General features: G+C 60.2%; 15 protein-coding genes. 12 read left to right on the top strand and 3 right to left on the bottom strand.

The features are described 5' to 3' along the window. Window positions 1–16 precede the first annotated feature (16 nt). From CAL20_RS12470 to CAL20_RS12460, 3 genes are all read left to right on the top strand, one after another. Window positions 17–1,042 (top strand): L,D-transpeptidase, encoded by a 1,026-nt coding sequence (locus CAL20_RS12470; RefSeq protein WP_094838010.1) that lies wholly within the window; start codon window positions 17–19, stop codon window positions 1,040–1,042. A gap of 197 nt (window positions 1,043–1,239) precedes the next feature. Continuing rightward, the gene (locus CAL20_RS12465; RefSeq protein ID WP_218830709.1) at window positions 1,240–2,064 is read left to right on the top strand and encodes a murein L,D-transpeptidase catalytic domain family protein; all 825 of its coding nucleotides are present in this window, start codon (window positions 1,240–1,242) and stop codon (window positions 2,062–2,064) included. 74 nt (window positions 2,065–2,138) lie between these two features. After that, the gene (locus CAL20_RS12460) at window positions 2,139–2,480 is read left to right on the top strand and encodes a hypothetical protein (RefSeq protein ID WP_094838009.1); all 342 of its coding nucleotides are present in this window, start codon (window positions 2,139–2,141) and stop codon (window positions 2,478–2,480) included. 69 nt (window positions 2,481–2,549) lie between these two features. On the opposite strand, the gene CAL20_RS12455 is transcribed toward CAL20_RS12460, so the two are convergent. After that, window positions 2,550–3,503, bottom strand: a complete 954-nt coding sequence (locus CAL20_RS12455) for a YicC/YloC family endoribonuclease (RefSeq protein ID WP_094838008.1) — start codon at window positions 3,501–3,503, stop codon at window positions 2,550–2,552. A 236-nt stretch (window positions 3,504–3,739) separates the two neighbouring features. Between CAL20_RS12455 and rph the strand changes: the two genes are divergently transcribed. Beyond that, window positions 3,740–4,483: a ribonuclease PH gene (rph, locus tag CAL20_RS12450; protein ID WP_094838007.1), complete on the top strand. Its 744-nt coding sequence runs from the start codon at window positions 3,740–3,742 to the stop codon at window positions 4,481–4,483. 142 nt (window positions 4,484–4,625) lie between these two features. Continuing rightward, window positions 4,626–5,642, top strand: a complete 1,017-nt coding sequence (locus tag CAL20_RS12445; RefSeq protein ID WP_143277062.1) for a hypothetical protein — start codon at window positions 4,626–4,628, stop codon at window positions 5,640–5,642. Between the two features lie 42 nt (window positions 5,643–5,684). Here CAL20_RS12445 and CAL20_RS12440 read toward each other — a convergent pair whose 3' ends face one another. Then, window positions 5,685–7,052: an MmgE/PrpD family protein gene (locus tag CAL20_RS12440; RefSeq protein ID WP_094838005.1), complete on the bottom strand. Its 1,368-nt coding sequence runs from the start codon at window positions 7,050–7,052 to the stop codon at window positions 5,685–5,687. Between the two features lie 25 nt (window positions 7,053–7,077). Next, the gene (locus CAL20_RS12435) at window positions 7,078–8,238 is read right to left on the bottom strand and encodes an acyl-CoA dehydrogenase family protein (RefSeq protein WP_094821305.1); all 1,161 of its coding nucleotides are present in this window, start codon (window positions 8,236–8,238) and stop codon (window positions 7,078–7,080) included. 179 nt (window positions 8,239–8,417) lie between these two features. Between CAL20_RS12435 and CAL20_RS12430 the strand changes: the two genes are divergently transcribed. The 7 genes from CAL20_RS12430 to CAL20_RS12400 all read left to right on the top strand — a co-directional run bounded on the left by CAL20_RS12430 (window position 8,418) and on the right by CAL20_RS12400 (window position 16,657). Beyond that, entirely contained in the window at window positions 8,418–9,347 is a 930-nt protein-coding gene (locus CAL20_RS12430; protein WP_094838004.1) for a LysR family transcriptional regulator, read from the top strand. A 26-nt stretch (window positions 9,348–9,373) separates the two neighbouring features. After that, window positions 9,374–10,003 carry an RdgB/HAM1 family non-canonical purine NTP pyrophosphatase gene (gene rdgB, locus CAL20_RS12425; protein WP_179266666.1) on the top strand — a complete coding sequence of 210 codons (630 nt, stop codon included), beginning with the start codon at window positions 9,374–9,376 and terminating at the stop codon, window positions 10,001–10,003. A 102-nt stretch (window positions 10,004–10,105) separates the two neighbouring features. Beyond that, a complete protein-coding gene (gene hemW / locus CAL20_RS12420; protein WP_094838002.1) occupies window positions 10,106–11,323 on the top strand; it encodes a radical SAM family heme chaperone HemW in 1,218 nt (405 codons plus the stop codon). A gap of 187 nt (window positions 11,324–11,510) precedes the next feature. Further along, a complete protein-coding gene (glnA, locus tag CAL20_RS12415; protein ID WP_094821301.1) occupies window positions 11,511–12,923 on the top strand; it encodes a type I glutamate--ammonia ligase in 1,413 nt (470 codons plus the stop codon). A 62-nt stretch (window positions 12,924–12,985) separates the two neighbouring features. After that, entirely contained in the window at window positions 12,986–14,053 is a 1,068-nt protein-coding gene (gene glnL / locus CAL20_RS12410) for a nitrogen regulation protein NR(II) (protein WP_094821300.1), read from the top strand. Further along, complete coding sequence (gene ntrC, locus CAL20_RS12405) at window positions 14,050–15,621, top strand: nitrogen regulation protein NR(I) (RefSeq protein WP_094821299.1); 1,572 nt, start codon at window positions 14,050–14,052, stop codon at window positions 15,619–15,621. Before glnL ends, ntrC begins: the two co-directional genes overlap by 4 nt. Before the next feature lie 193 nt (window positions 15,622–15,814). Next, window positions 15,815–16,657 carry a hypothetical protein gene (locus CAL20_RS12400; protein ID WP_094821298.1) on the top strand — a complete coding sequence of 281 codons (843 nt, stop codon included), beginning with the start codon at window positions 15,815–15,817 and terminating at the stop codon, window positions 16,655–16,657. The last annotated feature ends 8 nt before the right edge of the window (window positions 16,658–16,665 follow it).

The raw sequence follows: 16,665 nt of genomic DNA, 5'->3' as shown, positions 1-16,665 counted from the left end.
CGATTTCTCAGTCCCTATGCCTTTGACATCGAACGCCGTGTATTCGCGTCGCGCTTTTTTGGGCGCGTGCTTTTCAACCGCTCTTGTTGTCAGCGCCGAGGCGCTGGCGCTGGACGTGAAAAAAATGAGCCCGGGGGATTTCATTTGGCATCCCGAGGCAGCGCCTGCCGGTCCATTGGTCGTCCTGGTCAGCCTGGACGAGCAGCGCGTGTATGTCTACCGCAATGGCGTTGCGATAGGCGTATCGACCATCAGTTCCGGCAAGCCGGGGCATGAGACGCCCACCGGCGTATTCACCATCCTGCAAAAGGACCGTGATCACCGGTCCAATATCTATAACAATGCGCCTATGCCGTACATGCAGCGGCTCACCTGGAGCGGGATCGCGCTGCACGGTGGCGCGATCCCGGGGCATCCGGCTTCCCATGGCTGCGTGCGGTTACCCAATGCATTTGCACAACGGTTGTTTGCCGAGACGAAGAACGGCGATACGGTGGTGGTGGCCGATGCTCGCGTAGACCCCTCCCGGATTGCGTTTCCCGCGCTGCTGGCGCCTGTAGCGCCTGGGGCCGCGGCATCTCCCGTTGATCAGATTGCCCAGCGCGGCAAGGGAGATTTCTGGGACGAGAGTATTTCGCCGTCGGGACCGTTGAGCATTGTCCTCAGCTTGAGCGAGCAGCGCTTTTACGTCCTGCGCAACGGGATCGCAATCGGTTCCTCATGGTTGCATGCCGATTCAGGCGCACATTTTGACGGTGCGCTGTTATTGGTGATGGGGACGGGGACCGTCAACGAGCCTAGCCCGTTTGACCCGACGCAACTGCGGCACCAATGGGCCAGTTATCCCCTGTTCGGCACGCCGCCGTCCTTGACCAACCTGGAAAACAGCATCAAGGCACAGCCTGAATTCATCCGCCGTGTGTACCGTTTGCTCACGCCTGGCACCACCATGCTGATCACCAGCTTGCCTGCCGTGAGGCCTGCTCCCGACGTTGCTGGAGCAGGTCCGACGGAACGTGTACTAGAATCTGACGTTGATTGAATGTCCCTTAAGGCCAGACTTGGCCCGTCTCAAATTGGGGACGCAATGCCGGTTGTGGTCCGGCATTTCTTAGATAGACCTTCCTTGCGGCCAGCCGTGTCTGGCCGTTCTCCGGCAGGAGGCAAGGAGCTGTGATCCCCGCTAGGGGCAAAGAGACGCGGGTTTCCGCTGTTTCTTTGAGAAAGTTAGAGTTGCCCATGATTGATCATCCTTCCCGTCGTCGTGTCTTGCGTACCTTGGCCGCCCTGTCCTTGGGCGGGGTGCTTCCCTCTGCGTTTGCGCGTTCTGATGCCGCGTTCAAGCAGGCCTCGGCGCTTTCCACTTTGCCCTGTGAGGCGCAAGGCGGTGCCGGCGTGCAGACCGGTAGTGAATTCTGCAGTAGTGCCTCGTCGAATGCGGCTCAGGCCCGCACTGCCGCCAACGAGCTGGCGTTGTCGCTGGCTGCCAAAGCGCCGAACGCTTCGATGCTGGCCGTGCAACTCGCGACCGAGGCACTGGAACGTGCCCGGGCCGGCAAGGCCCTGCCCGGTGGAGATCCACGCGTGCTGGCGCTGGTGGACTTCAGCTTGCCTTCCACTGCCAAGCGTTTGTGGGTTTTCGACCTGAATACTCATGAGGTCCTGTTCGAGGAATGGGTCGCCCACGGCCGCAACACCGGCGACAATTTCGCGCGCGAGTTCTCGAATCGCCCGGAAAGCCATATGTCCAGTCTGGGGGCTTATCAGGCGGGCGAGATCTATACGGGAAAGAACGGCTATTCCCTGCGTTTGCACGGATTGGAGCCGGGGTTCAACGATCTGGCCTTTGACCGCGCCATCGTCATTCATGGCGCGCCGTATGTGAGCGCCGAGATGATCCGGGCGCACGGGCGGCTGGGACGTAGTTTCGGCTGCCCGGCGGTACGCGTGCCGATTGCGCGCCCGCTGATTGATACATTGGCGGAGCAGGCATTCCTGTTTAATTTTTACCCGCAGCGCGATTGGATGGAGCATTCCGCGTTGATCGGGGGCAGCCACGCCTAAGGCAAATCAGCACTGTAGTGCTTGACTCGGTGGGCCGAATCGTGCGACATAGCTGCCACACGATTGGAGCCCTCATGAAATTAATTGCCACGCTGTCCGCCAGTTTGATCTTGACCGCTTGCACGACCCTGGACGAAACCGTCGATTCGGCGCCCTCGACCACTATTGAGTCAGCTCGCGCGGTGAGCGATGTGGTTGACTGCATCAACAGTGCCTGGGTATTGCAGGCAACCGTGCAGTCGTCCGCCATACCTGGCGGCCAACGGCTGTACACCAAAGACCCAGGCCGTATCGGGCCCGCGCATGTGGCGGAGATCGTCCAGAACGGCAAAGGGTCGATCGTGCGGTACTGGGAAAACACGCATCAGAACGCGCATGAGTTCGAGGACCCCGTGATGGGGTGTACGAGGGGATGAAGCCTGACTATTAGGTCAGATAAAGGGCTTCTGGATCCATCCAGGAGCCCTTGTTAGTTCTACCCTCAATCACTCAATATTCTGCGCCTGTTCCCGCATCTGCTCGATCAGCAATTTCAAATCCATCGCGGCGCGTGTGACGTCCATGCTGCCGGCTTTGGATCCTAACGTGTTGGCTTCGCGGTTCATTTCCTGGAACAGGAAGTCGAGTCGTTTGCCGGCACTGCCGCTGGTGTTGCCGCGTTTGCCGTCGGCTTTGCCTTTCTTGGTGCTTGTGCCTTCCCCGCCGCCTAGCAGGTGACGGAGTTCTTCCAGGTGTGAACGCAAGCGGGCGAGTTCTTCTGCGACATCGATCCGCAGGGCGAACAGATTGGCCTCATGGGCCACGCGCTCGGATAGTTCCGCGCCGGAAATATGCGTGAATCCGCCAGGAAACGCCGTCTCCATCGATTCGCGCAGCTTATTGGCCAGTTTTTCCCGATGGTCTTGCAGCAGTTGCGGCAGGTGCGTTTCGACCGATTCCACGATACCAGCGACACCATCGGCGCATTCGAGCATGATGGCGGCCAGGCGTTGGCCCTCGCGTTCGCGGCCTTCCTGGAGCTGTGTCAGCGCTTGTTTGGCGGCCTGGATGCAGGCGGCTCCCCAGACCTGAGGATCGAGCGCATCATTGCCGCGTTGGCCGGGCCAGTTGAAAAGCTCGGCCAGGCGCGGGGCTTCGACTTCGGGCAGGATGCTGCGGGCAGCCTCGAGTTGCGTGGCCAGATGTTGCAGCCATGCGGGGTCCAGTGTGGTCAGTTCAGCGCCGGCATTACGGGCATAGGACGCTCGCACTTCGACTTTGCCGCGGCCCAGATTGGTGGTGAGCAATTCGCGCAGCGGGGTTTCCGCATGCCGCAGTTCGTCGGGCAGGCGGAAATACAGATCCAGATAACGGCTGTTGACGCTGCGCAGTTCCAGCGCCAAAGTGCCTTGCTCGAGATCGACGCGGGCGTTGCCGAAGGCGGTCATGCTGCGAATCATGGGGTGTCCTGATGAAATCTAGAAAACAGGCTGCCAGGAGCCGTATCCCGGCAGGATAACTCAAGCAGATCGACGGCGCTTTGTGAAAGACCCTCAGTGACGCTGACGGAGAGCATCGGCGCGTAGTCGGCGTGGCAAGGGCGGGCCCTGAATATATGCGTCCGTTGCGTTTTCTCGATTGCGCTGGACAAGCCTCGTACAATGCGGCGAATCGCTAATTTTGTTTGGAGCCCATTGTGTCCTCGTCCGCCACTGTTTCTCGTCCGTCCGGCCGCTCGGTCGATCAACTGCGACCGTTTAGCCTGGAGCGAGGTTTTACGCGCTATGCCGAGGGATCAGTGCTGGTGCGCGCTGGCAACACGCATGTGCTGTGCACAGCGAGTGTGCTGGATAAAGTGCCCCCGTTTCTGAAAGGCCGTGGCGAGGGCTGGGTCACTGCTGAATACGGCATGTTGCCGCGCGCAACCCATACGCGCGGCGATCGCGAAGCCGCGCGCGGAAAACAAAGCGGCCGTACCCAGGAAATTCAGCGCTTGATCGGCCGTAGTTTGCGTGCTGTGTTCGATATGCAAGCATTGGGCGAGCGCACGCTGCATCTGGATTGCGATGTGTTGCAGGCCGATGGCGGGACCCGTTGCGCGAGCATTACAGGCGCCTGGGTGGCAGCGGCAGATGCGGTGGCGTTGTTGATGCAGCGCGGTGAGCTGGTGGTCAACCCGATACGTGATGCGGTGGCTGCAGTGTCGGTGGGCATGGTCGACGGCAGGCCCGTGCTCGATCTGGATTACCAGGAGGACTCGGCCTGCGATGCCGACGTGAATGTGGTGATGACGGGGGCCGGCGCTTTTGTGGAAGTGCAAGGCACAGGCGAGGGCGCGACGTTTGCGCGTTCGGAATTGGACGCCATGTTGGGCTTGGCAGAGCGGGGCATTGCACAATTGGTGCAGGCGCAGCGCGCTGCGTTGAAAACAGGGGTCTGAGCCTCGATCTTCTGCTAAAAAGTCACAAGAGTGTTGCGAAGGGTCACGATGTAAAAGATAGCATTGCCCAGGCAGTCGCGAGCCAACTTCCACTGATATAAACCAGCTGTTTTCGGCAATCAGGGGAAGAAGATGATTTGGCTTGCGTATGCTGCCATGCGCGGTGTTTGCGCTGTGTGTCGCGGGCTGTTCCAGCGGCCGGTATTATTCTCACCCCGAACTGATGGTGCCGGTGTCGTCTGCGGATGCGGCAGTGCCGGCAGACCTGACGGCTGGCACCTGTGCCGGGCCAGTGGCGCAAGCCGTTCCGCAGGGCAGCGCTGCTTCACACGACGGCATTGCGTCGACCAGCGGCACGGTATCGGGTACCAGCACGGTACCGAGTGCGGGCACCGCGTCGACCGCCAATCCAGAGGTCAACAACAAGAACACCGTGTTCGTGCATCCAGGCATGTTGTGGTCGAGCGCGCGCTGGGATAAGGGGCTGGCCGTGGATGGCGGCAACTGGCTGGTTCGCCAGGGCTACGCCGCGAGGATTCTCGAGCTGCACGGACGGGATCCAGAGCGCATGGCTTCTGTCATGGCCCGCGATCCCGGGACACGGTTCATGGGTTTGCACTATAGCCTGGGAGGCAGCACGGATCTGGTGGTGCGCAGCGTGGCTGCCACCGAGAAAGCGTCAAAGATGTCGGGCCGTCAGCTATCCTACTTTCCGATCGTGATCGATCCCGCGTCGTTCACCGAGGTGGGAGACAGGCTGGATATGAATTCGCCTAATCTAGGTCAAATGTTCATACTCGTGGCCGAAGAGGGTTCCGCATTGCGCACCAGCATTACCTCGGTATCGCGCAAGGTTCTGGATCACGCCAAGACGCATCTCTTGTATGCCGAGGATTTTGGCTTGAGTTGGAGCCATTTTGGCGTGCTGGAAGGCCTGACCGCCGAACAGCCCACCAGTGCTCAACAGCGCGTGCACGATGTGTTCGACGTCATCGCCCGCGGTATTGATGCCGGCGCAGATGCGAGTCAAATCGAGGCGCAGTTGGACGCGCTGAAAATCGATTACGCGCGTGCCGATGAGCGGCCGGTGATGCGTGCCTGGTTGCAACATACTCAGGGCGTCTGTGGCAATCAGCGAACGGCGCGGGTAGGCTTGTGAAAGCTCGACGCAGCAGGCTGGCTGCTGCGTCGATATGTCGCCTCAGCGTTTGGGTAATAGCGCTGTGACGCGGGCAGCGTTTTCCAGATTCCAAACGCTGTTGATCACCTCGCGGACTTCTGCTTCGCTGGCCGCTTGCGCATACACGCCCAGCCGCAACGTTTTTTCTTCGATTTCGTCGCGGCTGAGTGTGTTGCCCGGATCTCCTTTCGGCTCGTCCACGCGCGCATGCAGGACACGCCCATCAGTGGTACGTACGGTCACTTTGCCGATCCATCTTTCGGGATACGCGGCATCGACTTCGGGGTCGAGTTCCATACGGACTTTAGTGCGTAGCGTAGCCACATCGGCGTTGCCTGGGGCTGCGTCGAATTCAGCCAGGCCGGCGCGGCCTTCGCGTGCGATCAAGGCCAGCACGGTGCCCATAGAGAATTTCGATTGGTGCACGGTTTTAGGGTCGACGACCGGCCCTAACACGTCAATCGCACCCTGGTGGACGTGGGTGATGACTTCCGCGATATCGGTATCGCGCAGCTTGTATTCACGCATCGCCTGTTGCAGCGCATCGGCCGCAGGATGGGTGTGGCGGCACGAGGCATGATATTTGAACGATGTCTCGGACAAGGCCCAGCGTTCGCCGAGCCGATCGAGCAGGCGCGCGGGGTCTGCGTCTGTCGACATGCCTGCTGCCACTCCTTGTGCGCCTTCGAGAATGCGGCGAGCGCCGGTGAAGCCTTCTTTGGCCAGGTACGCGGCAGTCATGCCGTCGGCAGCAGCCTTGGCAGTATGCAACTGTTTGGAATCGGCAGCATCGCGCAGAAATTCCCACAGGCCGGCAGCCTGCGTGCCCGCAGATCCCAATGCATGCAGCATTTGTTCGGCGTTCAAATTCAGCAGCTTGCCCACGGTGACGGCAGCGGCCAGGGTGCCGACGGTCCCGGTAGTATGAAAGATCTTGTAGTGCGAACGACCCAGGTATTCACCGATACGGATGCCGACCTCGTAGCCCGCTACGGCCGCCACCAGCAGCTCTTTGCCGGACCGGCCCAAAGCCTGCGCCACGGCCAGGGCAGGAGGGAACACGACGGCGGCGGGGTGAAATACCGAGCCATTATGGACATCGTCTTGTTCGACCACATGGGCTGCGGCCGCATTGACCATTGCGGCAAATAGAGGAGATGTCTGGCGACGGGAGATCAGGACCTCTGCGCCGCCGTCGGCCGGACCCATGGCGACAGCATAGCGCTCGATGGCCTGGATGGGGCGCGTATTGGCGCCTGCCAGGATCGATGCCAGACAGTCCAGAAACAAATCCTCGGCGCGGCGCAGTACGGGCGCCGGAATGTCTTCAAAACGCAGGTTGGCGGCAAATTCAGCGAGTGCAGCGCTCGGATGAGAAGTAGCAGTCATGAACGGTTTTCAATTATCGGGCTGATCAGAACGAGCGCGGCATACCCAGCACGTGCTCGGCCACATACGACAAAATCAGATTGGTCGAAATAGGCGCAACTTGATACAGGCGGGTCTCGCGGAATTTGCGCTCGACGTCATATTCGTTGGCGAAACCAAAACCGCCGTGAAACTGCAGGCAGGCGTTGGCGGCTTCCCATGAGGCATCGGCAGCGAGCAGCTTGGCCATGTTGGCTTGCGCGCCGCAGGGTTGGTGGGCGTCAAACAGGCGGCAGGCTTCGTAGCGCATCAAGCTGGCCGCTTCGACGTTGATATGCGCACGCGCGATTGGAAACTGCACGCCCTGGTTCTGGCCGATCGGACGGCCGAATACGATGCGTTCTTTGGCGTAGGCAGTGACCTTATCGACAAACCAATAGCCGTCCCCGATACATTCTGCAGCGATCAGGGTGCGCTCGGCGTTGAGGCCATCCAGGATGTACTTAAAGCCTTTGCCTTCTTCGCCGATCAGATTTTCGGCGGGGATTTCCAGATTGTCGAAAAACAGCTCGTTGGTCTCGTGATTGACCATGTTCGGAATAGGGCGCACTTGCATGCCGTGTTTCACTGCATGATGCAGATCCACCAGGAAAATCGACATGCCTTCTGATTTGCGGGTCACCTGCTCCAGGGGCGTGGTACGGGCCAGCAAGATCATCAGATCCGAGTGCTGCACGCGCGAGATCCAGACTTTCTGCCCGTTGATGACATAGCGGTCGCCGCGACGCACCGCCGTGGTTTTGATTTTGGTGGTGTCGGTGCCCGTCGTGGGCTCGGTAACCCCCATGGACTGCAAACGCAGTTCGCCATTGGCGATACGGGGCAGATACTCGCGCTTTTGCGCCTCGGAACCATGGCGCAGCAGGGTGCCCATGTTGTACATCTGGCCGTGGCAGGCGCCCGAATTGCCGCCGCTGCGGTTGATTTCTTCCATAATGACCGAGGCTTCGGTCAGGCCCAGCCCCGACCCGCCGTATTCCTGGGGAATCAGCGCAGCCAGCCAGCCGGCCTCGGTGAGCGCTCGCACAAATTCCTCGGGATACCCGCGTTCTTCGTCGATTTTGCGGAAATATTCACCGGAAAACTGGGAACACAGGTCGCGGACGGCTTCGCGGATGTCCTGGAAATCGTGATTCGTATTGGGCATGGTTCAGGTTCTATGTCTATGATGACGCCAATAAAGATAACGGCCTGCGGCGCCGCGCCTATGCTTGGCGGCGGCCCGGCGGCCAAAACAACACCGGCACTTTGCCGCAACCCGGGTACCCTTGCCAATTTATGATTGCTTAATACCGGGTTAGCAATTGCCGAAGAACAGAGGAAACCATGGCAGGGCATTTTGATCTGACAGATCTACAACTGATCGTCCATATCGGCGAGCGCCAAAGCCTGACGCGCGCTGCAGAGAAGACCCATCTATCGTTGCCGGCTGCCAGCACGCGCATCAAAAACCTGGAAGAGCATTTCGGGACGCAGTTGTTGTACCGTACCAGCCAGGGCGTCACGCTCACTCCGTCCGGCGAGGCGCTGACCCGCCATGCGCGCACGGTGATGCGTCAGGTCGAACAATTGCGCGGCGATATGCAGGAGTTTGCCCGCGGGGTAAAAGGCCATGTGCGCGTGTTGGCCAACACCACGGCAATGACGGAATTCATGCCCGCCGTATTGGGTAAATTTCTCGCGGCGCATCCGGACGTCAACGTCGAGTTGCGCGAGCGGCTTAGCTATCTGATCATGCGGGCGGTGGCTGAGGGCTCGGCCGACGTGGGTATCGTCGCGGGCTGCACGGCTGATCCAAATCTGGAATTCATTCCGTACCGCAAAGACCGGCTCGTACTGGTTGCCGCCAGCAATCACCCGCTGGCGAAAGAGGCTGCGGTGGCTTTTGCCGATACGCTCAGCAATGACTACGTCGGGCTGTCCGAATGGAGCGCGATTCATCCCTTTCTAGTGCAGGCAGCCGAGGCGCTGGGGCGCACCTTCAAATTCCGTATCGAGGTCGGCAATTTCGAAGCCGTCTGCCGTATGATCGAAACAGGAGTGGGGATCGGCGTGATTCCCGAATCCGTCGCCGTGCGTTTTGCCCGGGTATTGAAAATCGCCATTGTTCCCCTGACCGACGAATGGGCGGTGCGCAAGCTGCAGATCTGCGTGCGTAGTCGCGAGGCCTTGCCGGCGTTTGCCAGAGAACTGGTGGATATGCTGGTGGCCGACGTTCCCGAGAGCGAACGCGAAACTCCTCCCGCGGCCAAGTAAAACCCGCGCGGCATACAATGGGGACTATGACCTCTACAACGATTCATCCCTCTCTGAGCCGCGTGGTGCTGGCCTCGAACAATGCTGGCAAATTGCGCGAATTTTCGGCCTTGTTTGCCCCTTTGGGCATTGAGCTTATTCCGCAAGGTGAGCTGGGCGTGCCCGAGGCGCCAGAGCCCCATGTAACGTTTGTTGAAAACGCCTTGGCTAAAGCGCGCCATGCCAGTCAGCTGACAGGCTTACCTGCGCTGGCAGACGATTCGGGCCTGTGCGTTGCGGCCCTGGACGGTGCGCCGGGCGTGTATTCTGCTCGTTATGCGCAGCTGACCAATCCTGATGCTCCTCGCAGCGATAGCGCCAATAACGCCTTGCTGGTCAATAACTTGGCCGATGTGGCCGATCGCAGCGCCTGGTATGTGGCATTGCTGGTATTGGTGCGTACACACGATGATCCTCAACCCCTGATCGGCGAGGGCCTGTGGCACGGTGAAATTGTCGACACACCCAGAGGCGATCATGGCTTTGGCTATGACCCGTATTTCCTGCTGCCTGATCTGGGCCGCACGGCGGCGGAACTCGATCCTGCCGAGAAAAACCGTATCAGCCACCGTGCCCGGGCGTTGCAGCAGCTTTTAAGCAAGCTGGCGTCGCGCTAGTACGCGGTGTCCGCCGACACATGGTGTGGTGTGTCTTGCGTACGGGCGCGCCATCTTGTGTGAGAGCTGCAGTCACCGCTTTTCGTATTTTGAGTCTCTATCTTGGCCATCACCATTCCCATTCGCGCGGCTGGCGCAGGTAATCCGTCCCGTGTAGTGACGCCGCCGGGCGCCACGCTGACCAGCTTGCCGCCGCTCTCGGTCTACATCCACGTGCCCTGGTGCGTGCGCAAATGCCCGTACTGCGATTTCAACTCGCACGCGGCGCCCACCGAGATCCCCGAACGGGCTTATCTGGATGCGCTGCGCGCCGATCTGGAGCAGGCCTTACCCTCGATCTGGGGCCGGCAAGTCATCTCGGTGTTTTTCGGGGGAGGAACGCCCAGCCTCTTGTCGGCGGCGGCAATGGACGAGATTCTGGCCATGCTGCGGGCCTATCTCAATCTATGGCCTGACGCTGAAATCACGATGGAGGCGAACCCCGGCACCGCGGAGGCCGAGCGGTTCCGGGACTATGCGGCGAGCGGCGTCAATCGTCTTTCGCTCGGGATCCAGAGTTTTGACGATGCCCAATTGAAAAAACTGGGCCGTATCCACGATGCGAACCAGGCCCGTGCGGCCATCGACATGGCGCAGAGGGCGGTGTCCCGCGTCAATCTGGACCTGATGTTTGCCTTGCCCGGCCAGGATATGGCCGCCTGTATGCAGGACGTCGAACAGGCCTTGTCCTATGGGACAGAGCATCTGTCGATGTATCACCTGACACTGGAGCCCAATACCGTCTTTGCCAAGTATCCGCCCGAATTGCCCGATGACGATACCAGCGCTGCCATGCAGGACGCAGTCGAGGCCCGGCTGGCGGCAGCAGGCTTGCAGCGCTACGAAGTTTCCGCCTACGCCAAACCCGGCGCGCGCAGCCGCCATAACCTGAATTATTGGGAATTCGGCGATTATCTGGGGCTGGGGCCAGGCGCGCATGGAAAACTGTCATTTCATGACCGTATTGTGCGAGAGGCGCGTTTGCGTAACCCCGACACCTGGATGGCGAGCGCCAAGGCGCGTGATGGCAGCCACATCGCAGAGAGCCGCCAGGTAGGCCCCGACGAGCTGCCGTTCGAATTCATGCTCAACGCGTTGCGATTGAAAGAGGGCGTCTCTGCGGCGTCTTTCGAAGAGCGCACCGGTCTGTCGTTGGCAGCGATGTCCCGCCCGTTGCAGGCCGCCAGCGCCAAGGGCTTGCTGGACGCGGATCCCACTCGGCTGCGGGCGACTGCACTGGGTTGGCGCTTCTTGAACGACCTCCAGGAAATGTTCCTGTAATCGAAAAGCACCAACATGGTGCTTATCTGCACCATGTTATGCACTAATATAGTGCATTAATGCCCCGCCATGGATGCTTTATGTGGCTATGCCCCGTAATGGAACCTGGCACACATATTGCTTTCTACTGTTTATGCCAGCCGGAGCCAGGCTTAGACCCCCGGCGCTTTTATCTAATGGAGATGACATGGCAAGCCCGAAAGACATCCTGAAGCAAATCGCCGACAACGAAGTCAAATTCGTAGACTTCCGCTTTACCGATACGATGGGCCGTGAGCACCACGTTTCGGTGCCTACGTCTGTCGTAGACGAAGACAAGCTGGAAAGCGGCCAAGCCTTCGACGGTTCGTCGATTCCGGGGTGGAAGGGTATCGAAGCATCGGACATGTTGCTCATCCCCGATCTGAACACCGCCAACCTGGATCCGTTCCGCGAAGAGCCCACCTTGATCCTGAGCTGCGACGTCGTAGAACCGTCCGATCTCAAGGGCTACGACCGTGATCCGCGTTCGTTGGCCAAGCGCGCCGAAGCCTATCTGAAATCCTCCGGCCTGGGCGACACCGCCTACTTTGGTCCGGAACCCGAATTCTTCGTGTTCGACGGCGTGACCTGGAACACCGACATGTCGGGCACCTTCGTCAAGATCAAGTCCGAAGAAGCCCCCTGGTCCAGCGGCCTGGAATTCGAAGGCGGCAACCTGGGTCACCGTCCTGCTGTCAAGGGCGGCTATTTCCCCGTGCCTCCGGTCGATTCTTTCCAGGACATGCGTTCGGAAATGTGCCTGTTGCTGGAACAAATGGGCGTGCCGGTCGAAGTGCATCACCACGAAGTCGCGGGTGCAGGCCAATTGGAAATCGGCACCAAATTCAGCACGCTGGTGCAACGCGCCGACTGGACCCAGATCACCAAATATGTGATCCACAACGTGGCTCATGCCTATGGCAAGACCGCGACCTTCATGCCCAAGCCCATCGTCGGTGACAACGGCTCGGGCATGCACGTGCACCAATCGATCTGGAAAGACGGCCAGAACCTGTTCGCCGGCAACGGCTACGCCGGTCTGTCCGAGTTCGCCCTGTACTACATCGGCGGCATCATCAAGCACGCCCGTGCCTTGAACGCCATCACGAACCCGGGCACCAACTCGTACAAGCGTCTGGTTCCTCACTTCGAAGCTCCGGTCAAGCTGGCCTACTCGGCTCGCAACCGTTCGGCCTCGATCCGTATTCCTTACGTGGGCAACCCCAAGGGCCGTCGCGTCGAAACCCGTTTCCCGGATCCCCTGGCCAACCCGTACCTGGCTTTCTCTGCACTGATGATGGCCGGTCTGGACGGTGTGCAGAACAAGATTCACCCCGGCGATCCCGCCGACAAGAACCTGTACGATCTGCCGCCGGAAGAGGATGCAAAGATCCCGACCGTGTGCGCATCGCTCGACCAGGCCCTGGAAGCGCTCGACAAGGACCGCGAGTTCCTGACCCGCGGTGGCGTGTTCAGTAACGAGATGATCGATGCCTACCTGGCGCTCAAAGAAGGTGAAGTCCAGCGTCTGCGTATGACCACGCACCCTGTCGAATTCGACATGTACTACAGCCTGTGATGTTCTTGGCTTAGTTGGGGCGGACGGGGCGGCCCGCCGGCCCGTCCACCCCGGTGCTGCAAATGATAAATGTTGATGCGTTTGATCTACTGGCGACGGCTGTCCTGCTGTTGAACGAAAAAGGGCATGTCGAATGGGCCAACGCTGCAGCCGAAGACCTCTTCGGCCGGTCCCGCAGACAACTGCATGGCCATTCTGCTGCGACCTTGTTTGGCCATCCGGAGGCCGTGCAGTCGTCCATCGACCGTGCCGTATCCGGCCATTTTGCCGATGTGCGCCAGTTGTCTTCGTTGCGTCGAGCAGGCGAGTGCGTCGAGGTCACCGTGACAACGGTGTCACTGAGCGGCCAAGCCTGGCCTGTGCTGATCGAGGCGCGCGAGATCGAACAGCGCGTGCTGGCCGATCGCAATCACCGCCTGGTCGAAGAAATCGAAGCGCATCGCGAGTTGTTGCGTAACCTGGCGCACGAGGTCAAGAACCCGCTGGGGGGGTTGCGTGGTGCGGCGCAATTGCTCGAGGCCGAGCTGCCCGATGCGGCGCTGGCCGAATACACCCAGGTCATTATTTCCGAAGCCGATCGCCTGCAAGTCCTGGTCGACCGGCTCAGTGGTCCGCAACGCGTTCCCCTGAATGCGCGGCCCGTCAATATTCACGAGATCTGCGAGCGCGTCTGCGCGCTGATCCAGGCCGAGTTTCGCGAGAAAATCACGCTGGTGCGCGACTATGACGCATCGGTGCCGGATTTGCAGGGCGATGCCGCTCGTCTGATGCAGGCCGTCCTGAACGTCGCACGTAACGCGGCTCAGGAGCTATCTCTGCAAAAGACCGGGGCAGACGTGCCTTCGCCGCAGATTACGCTGCGCACGCGTGTTGCGAGGCAGGTCATGCTAGCCCATCGCCAACATCGTTTGGCGCTCGAACTGGCGATCATCGATAACGGGCCCGGCGTGCCCGAGGCGATTCGCGATCGTATTTTTCATCCCCTGGTCACCGCACGGCCAGGCGGGACAGGACTGGGCCTGAGCCTGGCCCAGGATTTCGTGCAGCAGCACGGAGGCATTATCGAATTTGAATCCCGCCCCAGGCACACAGAATTCCGTCTGGTCTTACCGATGGAGCAGCCACAGTGAGCAAACCTGTTTGGATCGTTGATGATGACCAGGCCATCCGGTGGGTCCTGGAAAAAGCGCTCGCTCGTGCCGATGTGCCAACGCGCAGCTTTTCCCAGGCCACCGATGTGCTGGATGCGTTGGAAACCGAAACGCCGTCCGCCCTGGTCTCGGACATTCGCATGCCTGGCGGCAGCGGGCTGGACTTGTTGCGCCAAATCAAGGAGCGCCATCCGCGCCTGCCAGTCATCGTCATGACTGCATTCGCTGACCTGGATAGCACCGTGTCGGCGTTTCAGGGCGGCGCGTTTGATTATCTGGCCAAGCCGTTCGACGTGAACGAGGCGGTTGCCTTGATCGAGCGCGCAGTGCTCGAATCCGCGCCCGAGGAGAAAACCGTTGCCGGCGAGGGTGCAGACCCTTTGCAAAACAATGAGCGCTGGATGATGACGCAGTCGGCCTCCAGCGCCATGCAAGAAGTCTTTCGCGCGATCGGCCGTTTGTCTCAATCCAAAGTCACCGTATTGATCACCGGCGAGTCTGGTACCGGGAAGGAGTTGGTCGCAAGGGCTTTGCATGGTCATGGTGCGCGGGCAGGCGGGCCGTTCGTGGCGCTGAACGCCGCCGCCATTCCGCGCGATCTGCTCGAGGCCGAGCTTTTCGGCCACGAGCGCGGGGCCTTTACCGGCGCGAATACCTTGCGCCGTGGCCGTTTCGAAGAAGCCAACGGCGGCACGCTGTTTTTAGACGAAATCGGCGATATGCCGATCGAGCTGCAGACGCGTTTGTTGCGGGTGCTGGCCGAAGGCAGTTTTTATCGGGTGGGCGGCGCTCAACCCGTGCGTGTCGATGTGCGCATCGTCGCCGCCACGCACCAACCGCTGGAGCAGCGCGTCGAACAGGGCCAGTTTCGCGAGGACTTGTTTCACCGTTTGAATGTCATTCGCCTGCGCTTGCCGCCGTTGCGCGAGCGTGTCGAAGACATTCCGGCCTTGGCGAATCATTTTCTGGCTGCCAGTGCGCGCTCGCTGGGCGTTCCGGTCAAACGCCTGACCCCGGATGCGATTTCTGTTCTGACCCGATTCGATTTCCCGGGCAATGTCCGCCAATTGGAAAATTTCTGTCATTGGCTGACCGTCATGGCGCCGGGGCAGATTATCGAGCGGGCCGATCTGCCGCCAGAAATCCGCGCCATCGAATTGGAGCAGCAGGCGCCACATCATTCCGGGGCGGCGGCGCCCAACGTGATCAACGGTGGGGCTGCCAGTCCGATGGGGGCCGGTACGGCAGGCAGGAGCAGTTTCCCGGCTGCCGCTGCTGCCCCAGCCTATGCGGCATCCGCGCCGGCAATGCCGGCTGCCAACGCGGGTATTCCGGACTGGCAAGGTGCGTTGTTGCGCGAAACTCAGCAACGCCTGGAGCGCGGCGAACCTGCCGTCATGGCGACACTCACCCGTCAATTTGAACGCATTCTGCTGCAAACGGCGCTCGACGCCAGTCGAGGCCGGCGGGTCGAGGCGGCTTCGCGCCTGGGTATCGGCCGCAACACAATCACCCGTAAACTGCGGGAACTCGGCATTGAAGATTAATGCCGCACTCGCTCGTGTTTACCGGGCAGGGGCGAGTGTCTTGGGACTGTATAGATAGTGTGGTGCAATAGGGGCTTCGGACTTGTAGGAGTTCGCAGTGCCTAAAGTTGTTCGTCGCAAACATCCTGAACCAGTCTCGGCCTCTACACAGGCCGCAGCCGCGCAAACTGAAGCTAAAGCAAGCAAGGTTAAGATGACCAAGACCAAAGCTGCCAAGGTTAAAGAGGCGAAGGCCAAAGGGCTCAAGCTTATAGACGTCAAGGCCAAGGACGCCAAAACAAAGGGCCGCAGCATCAAGGTCAAGGGCGCTAAAGCAAAAGGCGCTGACGTCACGCCCAAGCGTGCCAAAGCAAAGGATTCCGGCGCCAAAACCAAGCGAACTAGAATCAAGCAGACCAAACCAAAATCTGCCGCCGAGCTATCGACGCAGGTCTGGTCGGCCGATACGATTCCCGATCTGCCCCACATGGAGGCAGAAGGCATCGCGCTACTCGGCGAACACCTCACCGGAATCAGAGTCTTTCTGGAATATGGTTCGGGCGGCAGCTCATTGATGGTCGCCCAGGCAGGCGTCAAGAGCATTTATTCCGTCGATACCGACAAGCAGTTTTTAAAGGCTGTCAGGCAGCGGCTGCTGGACGAAGGCATACCGCGTCGCCGCTACATCCCCATCTACGCGGACATCGGCGCCACCAAAGAATGGGGCAGGCCGGTGGACGAGTCTCACGCCAGAGATTGGCCTGCTTATTGCACGGCCCCTTGGGAAAAACTCCTCAAAACCGGTGAGCGGCCCGACCTGGTATTGATCGATGGGCGGTTCCGCGTTGCTTCGTTCCTGATCACGATGCTGATGGCGCCGCCGGGCTGCGTCATTTTGTTCGACGATTATGTGGACCGGCCCGAATATCATGTCGTCGAACGCTATCTGCAGCCGGCGCGCTTGGCAGGCAGAATGGCGGAATTCGTCGTGGAACCCGTTGCAGAGCCTTTCGCGGCATTGATCGATCTGTTGAAATACAGCACCGAGTCTCGGTGAGTTATGCC

This window comes from Bordetella genomosp. 4 (assembly GCF_002261185.1).
In the GTDB taxonomy this organism is placed as follows: domain Bacteria; phylum Pseudomonadota; class Gammaproteobacteria; order Burkholderiales; family Burkholderiaceae_B; genus Bordetella_A.
Note: the sequence above shows the minus strand (reverse complement) of the source record. Positions and strands in the feature narration are given on the sequence as shown.